Raw genomic sequence first — 14,324 nt, 5'->3', positions numbered from 1 at the left:
AATATTCATTGTCTGTTTATTCTTCAAAGTCTTCCGGTTTTGCAAATCCCCCTTCAATCAGGGCTTGTTTTGCGATCTCGGCATCTTCGCTTTTTACTTGCATCTCAATGTCGCCTAAAGTATAAGCTAATCGATTCGATGTCATATTTTTTAGATAGGTTTCGATTCCTCGCATATCCATGTAAGATTGTACTACCGCCACTTCTGACGGAAAGTTGAAGGTTTTGACAGTTACAAAGTCAGGTTTCATAGTGTCTGAAGTTAATATTCGGTTGTAAAATTACTTTTTTTCTTGCTACTTTTGATGTTTTCAGCTTTTTTTTGGGTACTTTTGGTTCGATTTAAATTCAATAATCTATGAACAAAATAGCATTGATTACCGGTGCTACTTCCGGAATAGGGGAAGCCACCGCCATGAAATTTGCAAATGAAGGATGGAATGTTATTATCACCGGACGCCGTTCTGATCGTCTCGAATTGCTTGCCGACAAACTTCGATCAACCTCCATACGGGTATTTCCTTTGGCTTTTGATGTTCGCGACAGGCACGAAGTCGAAATATATTTAGGTCATTTGCCTTCCGAATGGAGGGATGTAGATGTTTTGATCAATAATGCCGGGTTGGCTGCCGGTTTGTCGCCTATACAGGAAGGCGATATCGACGATTGGGAACGTATGATTGATACCAATGTAAAGGGAATGCTTTACGTTACGCGGGCAATTGCGCCCGGAATGATCGATCGCAAACAGGGACAAATCATCAACATTGGCTCCATTGCAGGTAAAGAAGTATATCCCAATGGCAATGTTTACTGTGCGAGTAAACATGCGGTGGATGCTATCTCCAAAGCCATGCGTATAGATATGTTGCCCTATAATATAAGGGTGACTCAAATTTGTCCGGGAGCAGTGGAAACGGAATTTTCGCTTGTGCGTTTTCACGGCGACCAACAACGTGCCGATCAGGTGTATGATGGCTTCGAAAATCTGGTTGCCGAAGATATCGCAGAGTGCATTTGGTTTTGTGTCTCGCGTCCGCCACACGTCAATATCAACGATATGATTGTGATGCCTACTGCTCAGGCCAATGGAACACTGTTTCATAAGGAAAACCGGTAATTCTTGCGTTACGGTTTTTCATTTATGCCTTAAATTGATATTTTGATAAAAATATTGTCATTATTCTTTGATATTTGGTCGTAATGCTATACATTTGTAAGGAAAAATAAACCAATTTTCTTAAATAATGCTATTATGAATTACGACAATTTTCCTGCCGAACCTTTTCGCATCAAAGCTGTAGAGACGGTAAAAATGAATACGCGTGACGAGCGTGCACAAATCATCAGAGATGCAGGTTACAACACTTTTCTTATCAATTCGGAAGATGTTTATATCGATTTGTTAACCGATAGTGGCACTAATGCCATGAGCGATCGTCAATGGGCCGGCATTATGATGGGTGACGAAGCTTATGCTGGCAGTCGCAACTTTTTTCATCTGCAGGAAACAGTACAGGAACTTTTTGGTTTCAAGCATATTGTGCCTACTCATCAAGGACGTGGCGCAGAGAATTTGCTCTCGCAAATTCACATCAAGCCGGGTCAGTATGTTCCCGGAAACATGTATTTCACTACCACGCGTTATCATCAGGAACGAAATGGAGGGATTTTTGTGGATGTAATTCGCGATGAAGCGCATGATGCACAACTGAACGTACCTTTCAAGGGCGATATCGATCTGGCTAAACTGCAACGGTTGATCGACGAACATGGCGCCGAAAATATTGCGTACATTTGTCTTGCCGTTACCGTAAATATGGCCGGAGGCCAACCTGTATCGATGAAAAATATGCGTGAGGTGCACAAACTTGCTCGTCAATATGGCATCGACATATTTTTCGATGCAACACGCTGTGTCGAAAATGCTTTTTTCATCAAGGAGCAGGAAAAAGGATATGCCGACAAAACTATTGCCGAAATTGTGCACGAGATGTTCAGTTACGCCGACGGTTGCACGATGAGTGGTAAAAAAGATTGCCTGGTGAACATCGGTGGTTTTCTTTGCATGAACGACGACGAATTGTTTGAGCAGGCCAAGGAATTGGTAGTTGCATACGAAGGTATGCCGTCTTATGGCGGCATGGCGGGCCGCGATATGGAAGCAATGGCTATCGGTCTGCGCGAATCGATGCAGTTCGATTATATACGTCATCGTGTGCTTCAAGTGCGTTATCTGGGCGAAAATCTCAAACAAGCAGGCATTCCGATTATCGAACCGGTGGGTGGGCATGCAGTTTTTCTCGATGCTCGTCGTTTTTGCCCGCATCTCAATCAGGAACAGTTTCCCGCACAAAGTCTGGCAGCTAATCTTTATCTCGAATCAGGGGTTCGCAGTATGGAAAGGGGGATCGTTTCTGCAGGACGCGATCCAAAAACAGGCGAGAATCATTATCCCAAACTCGAAACGGTTCGCCTGACTATTCCTCGCAGGGTTTACACTTATCGTCATATGGATGTTGTTGCCGAAGCCGTCGTCAATTTGTTCCGCAAAAGAGATCAGATCCGCGGACTGCGTTTTGTTTATGAACCCAAACAGTTGCGTTTCTTCACGGCTCGTTTCGAAGAAATTTAAATTTTCGGGTTCACTCCCATCATTTTATAGTTTTGCATTATTCTCATATTTAGTTATATATTGTTTAAATATGCAAACATATATCAATGATTTTGTGATACGGTCTTGTAGGGTTTTCGTCGTATTAAGTCCATACCAAGTCCGTACCAACGTCGTATTAATTTGTATGTTCGAAAAAACAATCAATCGTTACGTAATGTTAACTATGTCCAATTTTTCACTCGATGTATATCCGGAATTTAGTACTGCTTTTTAACTGATCCGGACAATCAGGCGAAGTCGTTTTTGCGAATTGAAAGCCAACATTCAAAATGAACGTACTGTCGTAACAATGAAAATTCTATTCAGGCTTTTTCTGCAAACAAGATGAAAAGTGTATCATTGGTTTGGATTATTGCATTTGGTGAAGATAACTGCAAATTTAAATAAAACTTTCTGTACATTTGCAGTCTGATTCATGCAGATTGGGAACGATTCGATTATGAGCACATACTGCTATCTGTCAATGTTTTAATTTTTCAAATTGTGTTTTGACGATTTATTTGTACAAACCACAATTAATCGATTTCCTTTTTTTGAATCGAAAACGATAGGTAATTTTCAATCACAATAATCAAGTTCAAATGAAAAGAGATTCTCAACTTTTCGAGATTATCGAAAAAGAAAAGCAACGTCAATTGAAAGGAATTGAGCTAATTGCATCGGAAAACTTTGTCAGCGATCAGGTACTCGAAGCTATGGGTTCGGTTTTGACGAACAAATATGCCGAAGGTTATCCCGGAAAACGTTACTATGGTGGCTGTGAGGTTGTGGATATGAGTGAACAACTGGCCATCGATCGTCTCAAAAAACTTTTCGATGCCGAATGGGTGAACGTGCAACCGCATTCGGGCGCTCAGGCTAATGCGGCGGTTTTTTTGGCTTGCCTCAAGGCCGGCGATAAATTTTTGGGGCTGAATCTTTCGCACGGTGGACACTTGTCGCACGGCTCGCCGGTCAACTTTTCGGGAATCATGTTTCGCGCGCTCGAATACAATGTTCGCGAAGACAATCAGCAGGTCGATTACGACCAACTCGAAAGCGTTGCACGTGCCGAACGTCCCAAATTGATTATTGCCGGTGCTTCGGCCTATACTCGTGAATGGGACTATGCACGCATTCGCAAGGTTGCCGATGAAATCGGAGCTATTTTCATGGTGGATATGGCACATCCGGCCGGATTAATTGCTGCCGGATTACTCGAAAATCCGTTGAAACATGCACACGTCGTTACCTCAACTACTCACAAAACGTTGCGCGGTCCACGTGGCGGAATCATTCTGATGGGAAAAGATTTCGAAAATCCGTGGGGATTGAAAACGCCCAAAGGCGAAAAAAAGATGATGTCGGCCATTCTCGATTCGGCTGTTTTTCCCGGAATGCAGGGCGGACCGCTCGAGCATGTGATTGCATCCAAAGCCGTTGCTTTTGGTGAAGCACTCGACGATTCATTTAAAACCTATCAGAAGCAGGTGAAAAAAAATGCGGCCATTATGGCTCAGGCATTTATGGATAAAGGATATAATGTGGTATCGGGGGGAACGGATAATCATTGCATTTTGGTGGATCTTCGTACAAAATTTCCGGATCTCACGGGGAAAGTTGCCGAAAAAGCATTGGTTTCGGCCGATATTACAACCAACAAAAACATGGTTCCGTTCGACAGTCGCAGTCCGTTCCAAACCTCGGGATTGCGCTTCGGTACGCCTGCCATCACCACGCGCGGTTTGAAAGAAGATTTCATGGGCGAAATCGTGGAAATGATCGATACGGTACTTTCGGACGTGGAAAACGAAAAAACGATCGCATCCGTTCGCGAGAAAGTGAATGCCACGATGAAACAATATCCCTTGTTTGCGTGGTAGTGCTGATAAACGATGATTTATAGAGAGATACACAGAGGGGCACAGAGGAAAACTTTGTGCTCCTTGTGTTTTTTCTGCAAAGTAGATATATTTGTATCTAACTTAAAGGTTGATTAATTTTTAAAACGAATATTTTTTAGTGACGGAATTGCAGAAAATATTTTCTTATCTCTGTGATTCTTTGTGACCCTCAGTGATACTCTGTGGAACTTATGATGTAATGGACATTCTTCAAACCGAATTTTAGTGCACGAAGATCAAAGAGAAAGCACTGAGTTCGCAGAGACATGAGATTGGTAAGCTGATTTCACGAACTAAAATAAAATCTTTGTATCTTTAGGTCAAATATGCAATGAATTTTAATGGATTACAATATAATTACCTTTGAATTTTAAGCTCTCTGTGTTCTCCGTGATCCTCGGCGTTACTCTGTGCAACAAAAGAAAAAATGGACATTCTTCAAACCGACATAAAATTTGTTCCCGGTGTCGGCCCCAAAAAAGCCGAAATACTGAATAAGGAAATTGATGTGTTCACACTTGGCGATTTGTTGCGCTGGTATCCCTATCGCTATGTTGATCGCAGTCGGATGTACTATGTGCACGAAATCGACGGCAGCATGCCTTTTATTCAGTTGAAGGGAAAAATCATGTCGTTCGAGACCTTCGGTGAAGGCCGAAAAAAACGATTAGTTGCCCATTTCACCGATGGAACCGGATTCATCGATTTGGTGTGGTTTCAGGGGTTGAAATATATCGAAAACAAATACAAACTCAATCAGGAATATATTGTTTTTGGCAAACCGACCTTGTTCAACAATCGATGGAACATCGCTCATCCCGAAATTGATCCTTACCTGAGTGAAGCCGATCGCCCCGAAGGTTTGATGGCCATGTACAACACGACGGAGAAAATGAAGAATCATTTTCTCCATTCAAAAGCGATTCACCAAATCATGGGAAATGCCTTTGCGATGATTCACGATCGCCTTCCCGAAACGCTTTCGCCTGATGTTTTGCAAGCGGCTCATCTGATGCCTTATCACGATGCGATAGAAAATATACATTTCCCCAAAAATCCCGTTCTTCTGCGCGATGCCGAATACCGCCTCAAATTCGAGGAGCTGTTTTATATCCAGCTGAATATTGTGCGCTATGCCGCCGACCGCAAGGCGAAGCTTAATAGATTTGTTTTCAGAAAAGTGGGAAAACATTTTAATACTTTTTACGAAAAACATCTCCCTTTCCCGCTGACGAATGCCCAAAAAAAGGTGATTAAGGAAATTCGCAAGGATACGGCTACGGGAAAGCAGATGAATCGTTTGCTGCAGGGCGATGTTGGAAGTGGTAAAACGCTGGTGGCACTTCTGTGCATGTTGATTGCAATTGATAACGGATTTCAGGCATGTTTGATGGCTCCCACCGAAATTCTGGCTTTGCAGCATTTCGGAACGTTTTCTCAACTTCTGGCCGATATGGATGTGAAGGTGGCATTGCTTACCGGATCCACCAGACCGAAGGAACGGGAAAAAATTCACGCCGATTTGCTGTCGGGTGATATCGATATTCTGATCGGAACACATGCATTGATAGAAGATGTGGTGCAGTTTCGCAATCTGGGTTTTGTGGTTATTGACGAGCAGCATCGGTTTGGGGTAGCGCAGCGTGCCAAATTGTGGACCAAAAACGAACATCCGCCTCATGTGCTTGTGATGACTGCTACGCCTATTCCGCGAACCCTTGCAATGACGGTTTACGGCGACCTGGATGTTTCCATCATCGACGAGCTTCCACCCGGTCGCAAACCGGTGAAAACGCTTCATCGGTTCGATAAAAATAGAGGCCAACTCTATCAGTTTATCCGTCAACAAATTCAATCGGGTAGGCAGATATATATTGTTTATCCGTTGATAGAAGAAAGTGAGAAGCTTGATTTAAAAAATCTGGAAGAAGGTTACGAACACATTTGTCAGGTTTTTCCCGAGTTTACCGTTTGCAAAATGCATGGCAGAATGAAGCCTGCCGAAAAGGATGAAGTGATGCGTCGTTTTGTTGCCAACGAAGTTCAAATCATGGTTTCGACAACGGTTATCGAAGTAGGGGTGAATGTGCCGAATGCTTCGGTGATGGTTATCGAAAGTGCGCAACGTTTTGGTTTGTCGCAGCTACATCAGTTGCGTGGCAGGGTAGGGCGCGGTGCCGATCAGTCGTACTGCATTCTCATCACTCCCTATGAGTTGTCGGCCGATACGCGTAAGCGGATGGAAATCATGACCGAGAGCAACGACGGTTTCGTCATCGCCGAAGCCGATCTCAAATTGCGCGGCCCCGGCGATTTGGAAGGCACGCAGCAGAGCGGCATTCCCTTCAGCCTGAAAATTGCCGATTTGGTGCGTGACAGTTCCATCCTGTATCGTGCACGCGAAATAGCCGAAAAAATTATCCAACACGACCCCAAACTCGAAGCACCGGATCATCAGATTCTCCGTCAGCAACTGAGTCGTCTGTCCGGCAATCGTTACGATTGGGGAAGGATTGGGTGAGAGTAATCAAGCCTTCCTGACAGTTTTTTAATAAACTATTTTCCTATACAAAAAATATACTTAATTGATTATTAGTATTCTATTTACTTAGTGGTACAAAAGCGGTACAAATATTTTATTTGTATAAAGAAATAAATATAAGTATCTATTGCACTATACAAAGATATGACTTTTTTGTTATAAGAAACTACAAGAGTGAGTACAGACAAGGAGTAATAAAAAAAACGGCGTTTTAATGCCGTTTTAATTGTTATTTATGCGTGCTTGGCGCAAGCAAATGCACGAAAAAAGCCGCTGCAAGCGGCTTTTTAAGATAAGATTTTTTTCAATCGAAGTACGAAGTACAACCCAACCAATAAGGCGATTGCAAGCAAAATCCGCCCGCACCATACTTGAAAATTTTGCCAACTTGTTAATGGTGCTTTGACTTGATTGATTACTTCTACCGGATAGGGAACACGGATTGTATCGATTTTGAAAATTGAATCTCTTATGATTTTATCCCTGTATAAGTACCGGTATCTCTCTAAAAATATTGTGTCGCCTTGGTCTTTTACAAAAACAGAATCGTATCTGAAAACAGAATCGCGAACAATTTTGTCCCGATATTCTGTTTTTACTGTTTCAACAGGAATATATTGCGGTGTTTTGCAGGAACTGCAAACGCAAAGCAATAAAGTTATGAAAATTCTTGCCTTTTTCATTGCATTGTAATTTTATTTTGCAAGGCAAAACCCGCTTTGATTTGGTTTATATCGGCGTTCTGTCCGTTTTCGACAAAACTCATTGCGGCAACAATCAGAATGTAGTCTGCACCATCAGAAGCGGTTAAAATCTTATCTTTCGGAATGCCCGAAAATTTTACTACTGTTGTAATATACGACTGTGTGTTATTTTCGCTTGGCGGTGCCCATCGTGATATGATTTTTTCGATTGTGTTCAAATTTCTTGAAAGATAGGTTGCAAGCGTAACAAACGCAGCTCGATAGCCGTAAGGCATTGTGGAAAAGGTTTTGAATGATTTATCATTCCCTTTGATTTCTCCTTGGAAAACATCGACATTGTGCCGAATATTTAAAGGATTATTGTTGCGTAATCCCCTTGGTGTCATAATTTTTTCTGTTTTTTTAATTCGCTTTTTACGGGACAATTCTCTTTTTCGTTACAATCTGAAATTCGGCTTATTGCCTGCTCTAATCGCTGTATTTTATGGCTCAAAATATCGATCCTTTTCGTGAGCGGGGCAATCAGATATTGGTCGTTCAACTGCAATAATTTTTCGGCGTGGTCGGATTTTATGATTTCGACTTCGGCAGCGGATTTGCGTCTGCCGCCCATCCAACCGACAATTAACGTGATTAACGATACCGAAAAAGGTAAAATATAATTTAGAAATTCCATACTATTTTGATATTTGAATGAGTGAATAAAAAATCCCGCACTTGGCGGGATTTGTAAGAAAATCGTTTGAATTACAATGAAACAACACCCAAATACACGCTGCTGGCAATCTCTTTGCCGTCTTCGGAGATAAATCCCAAATAAGTATGCAATTCGTCGTCCGCCCAATCAGCAGGAAGTGCGAGAGTTTGTGTTCCTTCCGAGCGTTCTGCGCCTGCGGTGTCGGTTATTGCTTCGCCTTTGGCGGGATTGAGTACTGCAATCAATGCTTTGTCGGTTTGTTTGGCAGAGTTTACGCCGCTGTTGTCGTCCCAACTGAAAATAATGTTTCCATTTTCGGATTTTACACTTGCATTGGCTGCGGTGGTTAATGCACCGCGAGAAACCAACACTTTGGCGGGATCAATCTCATAATCGGGATATGCTCCTGTGATAGCATTTGCTAACGTGTACGACATTGCCGCGTTGAACGGCGTTTGCTTGTTAGCGAAGAGTTTCCAACCTGTACGCAAAAGTGCCGTCATTGGTTTGAGTACACCGAGTGTAAGTGCAAACTTGGTGCGTTGGCTCATTTGTCCGTCTGTGCGGGGATTTTTGACTTTCTGCGGTAAGGAACGCATATAGCTAATGCCTTTCCAACTCGCGCCTACGACTGTCCCAACCTTACCGGAAAAGCCGCCTAAAATACCTTGTTTAATTGTTCCCATTTTGATAAGAATTTAATTTGTTGAACTTGATTTTGCTTGGACTTGGTACGGCTTTGGTATAGCCCTGTCCGCTTCCGATAACAAAAATACATTTCCGATTAATATCTACCTTATTATTGGTCTCTTGTGCTTTCGATTGCGCTATGTTGCTTTATGACAATGGAAAACAATCATTACTCTTTGCACAAAAAACAAGAAAAGGAAAAAGAAAATGTAAACATCCTATTACTGCAAGAAAAAGCGGAGAGAAACGGAGCGTTGAGGCTGTCAAGGTTTTTAGTATTAAAAAATGATAAAAACTACCCGCAGGGTGGAGTTTTGGCATTTTTTGATATTAAAACCCGGAGGGCTCGACCTTTACAGACTTATTTTCTTGCTGTTATCTTTGTGAACATTTTTTTGTCGCTCTTTGGCTGTATTTCAATAACCTGCGTGGTAACGCAAATAAAATGAAGAAATCAACTGAATTTAGGGGTGGGTGGTCGGGGGCTGTGCGTGGGCGTAGCACCAAAACAACGCAGGTAAAACAGCCCTGAGCCGGAACGGAGCGGTAAAAATATGCGGAGCAATAGCGGAGTAATTTTTTGCCTGCGTAGTGGAGAGGCGCGAGCCGACTGCGAGTGGAGCGAGGGTGGCGGACGGAGATAACACGAAGTGTGCCGGACGCCCACGGCTTTGCCGCAGGGGTGGCGCGATTTTTTGCCGTGCAGTGAAGTTTTTTTTGCGGGAAAAGCAAGGGCAGGAATGAATGAATGAAATGGAGCAGAGCGAAATGGAGTGAATGAATGACTGTGCTTGCCGGGTATAAAATGTGTGGTGGTGTGAGCGGAAAGAGTGCAGCCTGCGGAGCGACTGAAACGAACACGACCACGACCGCTGAAAAGAGTAGCAAAAAAACGAAACGGAACAAAGCAAAAAGCGTGACAGCCCGATTAGCCCGAGCGACCCGCAGGCGAGCACAACAATAAGCGGCGGCTGACCCCAATTTTTTGAGTTTATTTTGCTTTTTTCTGCGTTCGTCTTCGCACTCAATTTTCGGTCATTTACTAATGTAAACTTCCTTAATTTCGGCTCGACAGCCTTGAAAAAAGCAAAATAATTCTCAAAATCTTATTCGGAGCGAAGCGATACCTTATTGGGGTTTGGGGGCAGGAGTAGCCGCGAATGAGGATTGAGCGACCGTGTGAAACAAAACAAGCCGACACGCACGCAGGCGAGTACCTACCGGAACGCAGTGCGTGGTGTGGCGGCGGTGCTTGCAAGGGCGGCTAAAAAATACTACCCGCAGGGTGGAGATTTTTTAAAGCCGCTTGTTATACCCTTGCAAGTATGTTTTTGTGGAACAAAGGGAGTGATTGACGAATACCGCTTTACCTGCGTTGTTTTGGTGCGGGGGTACATCTATAAATGTTTATTCCGATTAAATTATAAAAAATAAATCCCCAAATACCCGCTTAGGAGATATTGGGGAAATAGAGGATTTATCTGTAATTTGTGTTAATTTCCTATATTTCCTACATTTCCCCAACTTCCTTTCTTATAGAGGAATGGGGATTTTTGTACTTATCGTGTGCAAAGTGGTTTATCAATCCGCTTTGTACGAAACGGGCAATGTGTTTTTCTGCGGTTTTGTGGGGTATGTTTAGGCTTTGGGCGGCTTTTAGGTATTCTTGCCGTGAAAATTCGGCGGGCAATATTTCTAAAAATTGTTGTTTTTGGTTGGGTTGTTTCGGCTTTTCGGTTTCAGCGGGCAAGGTTTCGTAAATGCGGGCAGCGTGTTGGATTAGGATTTTCACTAATTCCAAGGCGGTATTGAAATCGGTATCTTCGCAAATTAGCATATTTCCACAAGGGAGAGCGCCTGTGTCCATTACTCGTAAGGCGGTTAATATCATTGCCACGCGAAAAGTTATTAATCCTAAGCGGCGCACGGTTGCCAAATAATCAATGCCACAGAGATAGAGGTATTGATTTTGAGCTTGCGAAAAATAGGCGTTGAAATCTGTTTGCTGCGTTGCCGTAAGGCAAAAGCGCAACGGTTCGGATTGGTGTTGCAGGATTTTGTAAAAATCGAAAAACTGATTGCCTAAATGTTTGAAATAGTCGTCGAGTGTTTGGCTGTCATCGCCTGCAAATACATCTTTCCAAACGGGCAGAATGTTCATATAGTAGAAGATAAAACGGCTGAATAAGCCGTTTTCGGCGTTAGGTATCAAGGTTGAAACTTGTTTGGGTGTTCCGGAAAGCAACGCCGAGAGGCGTGGCGTTTCGAGTTCTACAAATTCGCGGTCTTTGCGGCGATTGTATGATATTATTTCGTGGTGGAACGCTTTGCGGAAACCATCGGAATAATTACCGTGTTCGGATTTGAATGTTTGTGCCAACGTATCGCCTTCGGTTTCAAAAATCAGTCCTATGCCTTTGTTGTCGTTTAGAATTTGAAAAAGTCCTGTCGCACTGTTGTTGGCGGGAATGATTAACATTCGTAGTGGCGGTTCTTGCGGGCGTTCCCTGTCGGTTTTATCTTTTGTCGTTGTGTATTCAGTAAGTTGGCGTTGGTATTCCTGTTGTTCGGCTTTGGATTGTTCTCGCAATGCCCGGTGTATCGGCTCAATCAATTTACGGCACAATGTTAATCTTCCTTTTCCTGCTGAGGCTTGGGCAGTTACGAAAAGAAATAAATTCGGATATACGGTTCTCTCGGCATAGATACCGAAAATATTGGGCAGACAAGGCGAAATGGCAACCAAGGATCCTAACAGTAACAAGTCTTTATCTTCGGCAGAAGTGGCTTTTGTGGTTATTCTTTGCAGAAAATCGGGTAGATTGTTATATACTGTTTCAGGGATTGTGGGTAGTGGTTTTTCTTCTAAATCTTCTAAATCCCCTGTTTCCGCCGTTGGCGGATTTTGGGATTTAGGGGATTTTTCGGGGAAGGAGTGTGAGGACTTTAACGAGTTTGTGAGCGGGACTGTTTTTATTGAAACATCTATGCCTGCCGATTTTGCTAAATGGTATAGTGTTTTGATTGTTACGCCGTGTCCGCGGGCTTTTAGGCAATTGCTGAACTGCTTGTCGGTTTCGCTTTGGTTGTATTTGGGATAAAAGCGACTTATGCGGTGGTAGTAGGTGCGACCGCTTTCGCCCAACGCGTGAGCGAGGGCAAAGCCTACATCTCGCCAATCGGGGTAATTGGGGGCAATGTCGGTGGCGGCGGATTCTATTCTTTTTGTGATTGTTTCAAGGTCATTGTCGGAAGATAAGGACTTTGAGGTATTTAAGGAATTTAGGGATTGGTTTACCGCAGGCATTACCCAATCGTTTGGGTTGAATTTTTTCTTGCTCATACTACAAATTTTTACGAATTGTAACTAATTACACCAATTTGGGGTTTATAAACGCCTGTGGGTCGTGTGGCAGGAAACAGGCCCGCGAAGTATCTTTTCCCGATTTGTCAACTTCAATATTGTAAGTTGCTTTTAGATAGTTTGCTACCGACAAAAAATAATCCGCGTGTGTGGCTTGGGTTATATCAACTTGGATTATCCATTTCAACCCATTGCCCGAAGGGCTGACGAAAAGTAATTGTGTTTCAAAATATTCGTCTTGCAAAAGTTGAAAACGCAGTTTTTGAACATTTTGCAAGTGGTCGAAATCAAGACACAACAAACCCGAATGTTTTACTAATGCTTTGTCGTTCCGGGTAGTAAAAACACCCGAAAAGGTACAATAATCGAAGTTGGCGGCTTTGAAATGTCTTGCGGAATTAGACGGACGACCGTCCGTCACTACAAGCATTGCTTGCAATTTTTCGGTACGGTGTTTTGCATACTTGCCAACAATATAGTTGTAAATATCAAGCAACCTAACCGCTTTATGCGGTTTGGTGTTGGATATTGGGGCTTTGAAGAATGAAAATAGAGGATTAAAAGGACTGTAAGGACTTTTAGGACTGAAAACCGGACAAGGTTTTTCAGCATTTGCAAACGCTTGCCGTTTGGGATAAAAGTTTCTGTCCTCTCCTATACGCAAATTTAGTTCTCGATTAAGGGTTTGCAAAAGTTCATCGTCTTGCTGTTTGTAGTGTAGTTCGGCAAAGCCGAACGCATCGCCCGCGGGTATAGCGTTTTCGCTATCGGTATGTTTGGCAAATTCTCTGTCAAGAGAATTGCCTAAAATATTTTCTTTTTCAATGAAAATGTGCAATGTGTTTTTGTTGGCATTGAAAGGGTTGCGGCATAAGCCGCAATCTCTTCCAACCAATTTGATAACGACTTCATCGGGATAGTAGAGCCGTAAGATATGACTATAAATATTTAATCCATAGTTTGTTATTTCCAAAATTGATTTTTTTGTGACAGTCATCTACTACTTCCTTTCCGGCTGTAATTTTGTTTCAATATTTTTTCGACGTCTTGGCGGAGGTAGAAAATTTTACCGTTGCTAAATTTTGTGTAAGGCAAAGTACCGTTTGTGCGAAGTGTCTGCAAAGTGCGGGGACTTACGTGTAAAGTTTGCATAACAATTTGTCCATCTATCCAATCTTCGAGGAAAGAATTTTCGACCATCGTGTTTAATGTTTCGTTTGAAACCAAATCAAGATTTACAATTGGCTGAATGTTGAAATGACGACGAAACTCAATGGCGAACTGCTCCTGGCTATTCTGAAAGTAATCTTTCAGAATGTCGGCTAATAATCTTGGCTTGCTCATTTTCTGTTTCTTTTACCATATACAAATTGTTCGGCTTCGGTTTGGATTTCGGCGGCGGTTTTTCGTCTGCCTTGTTTGAGCCAATCGTCAATTTCATTTTTCAGAAACATTAATTTTTTGCCCTTTTTGTGGTATGGTATTGAACGTTGGCCTACCCACGCATAAACCGTAGGTTTTGCGGGACGGTCCGGGTGGTATTTGCACAAATCATCGAGGTTTAGCCATTGGTTTGTTTCTTGTGCTTGCGATTGTTTTGTGACTAACAAGGCTTCGATTTTCTCTACCTTGTTGATTAAATGTGCTACGGCTTTGGGCACATCGTTGAAAGAAATGTCATCAGAAAACATAATTATTTTTGTTTTCGGCGGTTGGATTTACTTTTGTGCCAATAAAAAGAAAACCACGACTTACGTTTATAAGCCGT

Annotated in this window: 13 protein-coding genes; 5 read left to right on the top strand and 8 right to left on the bottom strand. The window is 42.6% G+C overall.

Annotated features, from left to right (window positions below; all coding sequences use genetic code 11):
• Positions 1–16 precede the first annotated feature (16 nt).
• Entirely contained in the window at positions 17–250 is a 234-nt protein-coding gene (locus tag EJN84_RS00790) for a hypothetical protein (RefSeq protein WP_129593642.1), read from the bottom strand.
• Between the two features lie 107 nt (positions 251–357).
• Here EJN84_RS00790 and EJN84_RS00785 point away from each other — a divergent pair, with 107 nt between their 5' ends.
• The 4 genes from EJN84_RS00785 (at position 358) to recG (ending at position 7,080) form a co-directional block, all read left to right on the top strand.
• Entirely contained in the window at positions 358–1,119 is a 762-nt protein-coding gene (locus EJN84_RS00785; protein ID WP_129593641.1) for an SDR family oxidoreductase, read from the top strand.
• 135 nt (positions 1,120–1,254) lie between these two features.
• Positions 1,255–2,634: a tyrosine phenol-lyase gene (locus EJN84_RS00780; protein ID WP_129593640.1), complete on the top strand. Its 1,380-nt coding sequence runs from the start codon at positions 1,255–1,257 to the stop codon at positions 2,632–2,634.
• A gap of 623 nt (positions 2,635–3,257) precedes the next feature.
• Positions 3,258–4,538: a serine hydroxymethyltransferase gene (gene glyA, locus EJN84_RS00775; RefSeq protein WP_129593639.1), complete on the top strand. Its 1,281-nt coding sequence runs from the start codon at positions 3,258–3,260 to the stop codon at positions 4,536–4,538.
• 448 nt (positions 4,539–4,986) lie between these two features.
• Positions 4,987–7,080, top strand: a complete 2,094-nt coding sequence (gene recG / locus EJN84_RS00770) for an ATP-dependent DNA helicase RecG (RefSeq protein ID WP_129593638.1) — start codon at positions 4,987–4,989, stop codon at positions 7,078–7,080.
• Between the two features lie 700 nt (positions 7,081–7,780).
• On the opposite strand, the gene EJN84_RS00760 is transcribed toward recG, so the two are convergent.
• From EJN84_RS00760 to EJN84_RS00750, 3 genes are all read right to left on the bottom strand, one after another.
• Complete coding sequence (locus EJN84_RS00760; protein ID WP_129593636.1) at positions 7,781–8,191, bottom strand: structural protein P5; 411 nt, start codon at positions 8,189–8,191, stop codon at positions 7,781–7,783.
• Positions 8,188–8,481 (bottom strand): hypothetical protein, encoded by a 294-nt coding sequence (locus tag EJN84_RS00755; RefSeq protein WP_129593635.1) that lies wholly within the window; start codon positions 8,479–8,481, stop codon positions 8,188–8,190. The genes EJN84_RS00760 and EJN84_RS00755 overlap by 4 nt, the downstream gene beginning before the upstream one ends.
• Positions 8,482–8,552: 71 nt before the next feature.
• Positions 8,553–9,188: a DUF6266 family protein gene (locus EJN84_RS00750; protein ID WP_129593634.1), complete on the bottom strand. Its 636-nt coding sequence runs from the start codon at positions 9,186–9,188 to the stop codon at positions 8,553–8,555.
• 159 nt (positions 9,189–9,347) lie between these two features.
• Between EJN84_RS00750 and EJN84_RS00745 the strand changes: the two genes are divergently transcribed.
• Positions 9,348–9,641: a hypothetical protein gene (locus EJN84_RS00745; protein ID WP_129593633.1), complete on the top strand. Its 294-nt coding sequence runs from the start codon at positions 9,348–9,350 to the stop codon at positions 9,639–9,641.
• Between the two features lie 1,061 nt (positions 9,642–10,702).
• On the opposite strand, the gene EJN84_RS00740 is transcribed toward EJN84_RS00745, so the two are convergent.
• From EJN84_RS00740 to EJN84_RS00725, 4 genes are all read right to left on the bottom strand, one after another.
• On the bottom strand, positions 10,703–12,535 hold the full coding sequence (locus EJN84_RS00740; protein ID WP_129593632.1) for a DUF3987 domain-containing protein: 1,833 nt from the start codon (positions 12,533–12,535) through the stop codon (positions 10,703–10,705).
• 28 nt (positions 12,536–12,563) lie between these two features.
• Positions 12,564–13,085 (bottom strand): BT4734/BF3469 family protein, encoded by a 522-nt coding sequence (locus EJN84_RS12320; RefSeq protein ID WP_238943899.1) that lies wholly within the window; start codon positions 13,083–13,085, stop codon positions 12,564–12,566.
• A 464-nt stretch (positions 13,086–13,549) separates the two neighbouring features.
• Entirely contained in the window at positions 13,550–13,900 is a 351-nt protein-coding gene (locus tag EJN84_RS00730) for a helix-turn-helix domain-containing protein (protein ID WP_129593630.1), read from the bottom strand.
• Positions 13,897–14,247: a helix-turn-helix domain-containing protein gene (locus EJN84_RS00725; RefSeq protein ID WP_129593629.1), complete on the bottom strand. Its 351-nt coding sequence runs from the start codon at positions 14,245–14,247 to the stop codon at positions 13,897–13,899. Before EJN84_RS00725 ends, EJN84_RS00730 begins: the two co-directional genes overlap by 4 nt.
• Positions 14,248–14,324 lie beyond the last annotated feature (77 nt).

It is taken from the genome of Seramator thermalis, from assembly GCF_004138125.1.
In the GTDB taxonomy this organism is placed as follows: domain Bacteria; phylum Bacteroidota; class Bacteroidia; order Bacteroidales; family Dysgonomonadaceae; genus Seramator; species Seramator thermalis.
This window is presented reverse-complemented; position numbering and strand designations above follow the sequence as displayed.

Coding starts and splice junctions, on each gene's coding strand:
- EJN84_RS00745 (WP_129593633.1), top strand. CDS start 9,348: ATGGAAAACAATCATTACTCTTTGCACAAAAAACAAGAAAAGGAAAAA.
- EJN84_RS00760 (WP_129593636.1), bottom strand. CDS start 8,191: ATGACACCAAGGGGATTACGCAACAATAATCCTTTAAATATTCGGCAC.
- EJN84_RS00780 (WP_129593640.1), top strand. CDS start 1,255: ATGAATTACGACAATTTTCCTGCCGAACCTTTTCGCATCAAAGCTGTA.
- EJN84_RS00750 (WP_129593634.1), bottom strand. CDS start 9,188: ATGGGAACAATTAAACAAGGTATTTTAGGCGGCTTTTCCGGTAAGGTT.
- recG (WP_129593638.1), top strand. CDS start 4,987: ATGGACATTCTTCAAACCGACATAAAATTTGTTCCCGGTGTCGGCCCC.
- EJN84_RS00740 (WP_129593632.1), bottom strand. CDS start 12,535: ATGAGCAAGAAAAAATTCAACCCAAACGATTGGGTAATGCCTGCGGTA.
- EJN84_RS00725 (WP_129593629.1), bottom strand. CDS start 14,247: ATGTTTTCTGATGACATTTCTTTCAACGATGTGCCCAAAGCCGTAGCA.
- glyA (WP_129593639.1), top strand. CDS start 3,258: ATGAAAAGAGATTCTCAACTTTTCGAGATTATCGAAAAAGAAAAGCAA.
- EJN84_RS00790 (WP_129593642.1), bottom strand. CDS start 250: ATGAAACCTGACTTTGTAACTGTCAAAACCTTCAACTTTCCGTCAGAA.
- EJN84_RS00785 (WP_129593641.1), top strand. CDS start 358: ATGAACAAAATAGCATTGATTACCGGTGCTACTTCCGGAATAGGGGAA.
- EJN84_RS00755 (WP_129593635.1), bottom strand. CDS start 8,481: ATGGAATTTCTAAATTATATTTTACCTTTTTCGGTATCGTTAATCACG.
- EJN84_RS00730 (WP_129593630.1), bottom strand. CDS start 13,900: ATGAGCAAGCCAAGATTATTAGCCGACATTCTGAAAGATTACTTTCAG.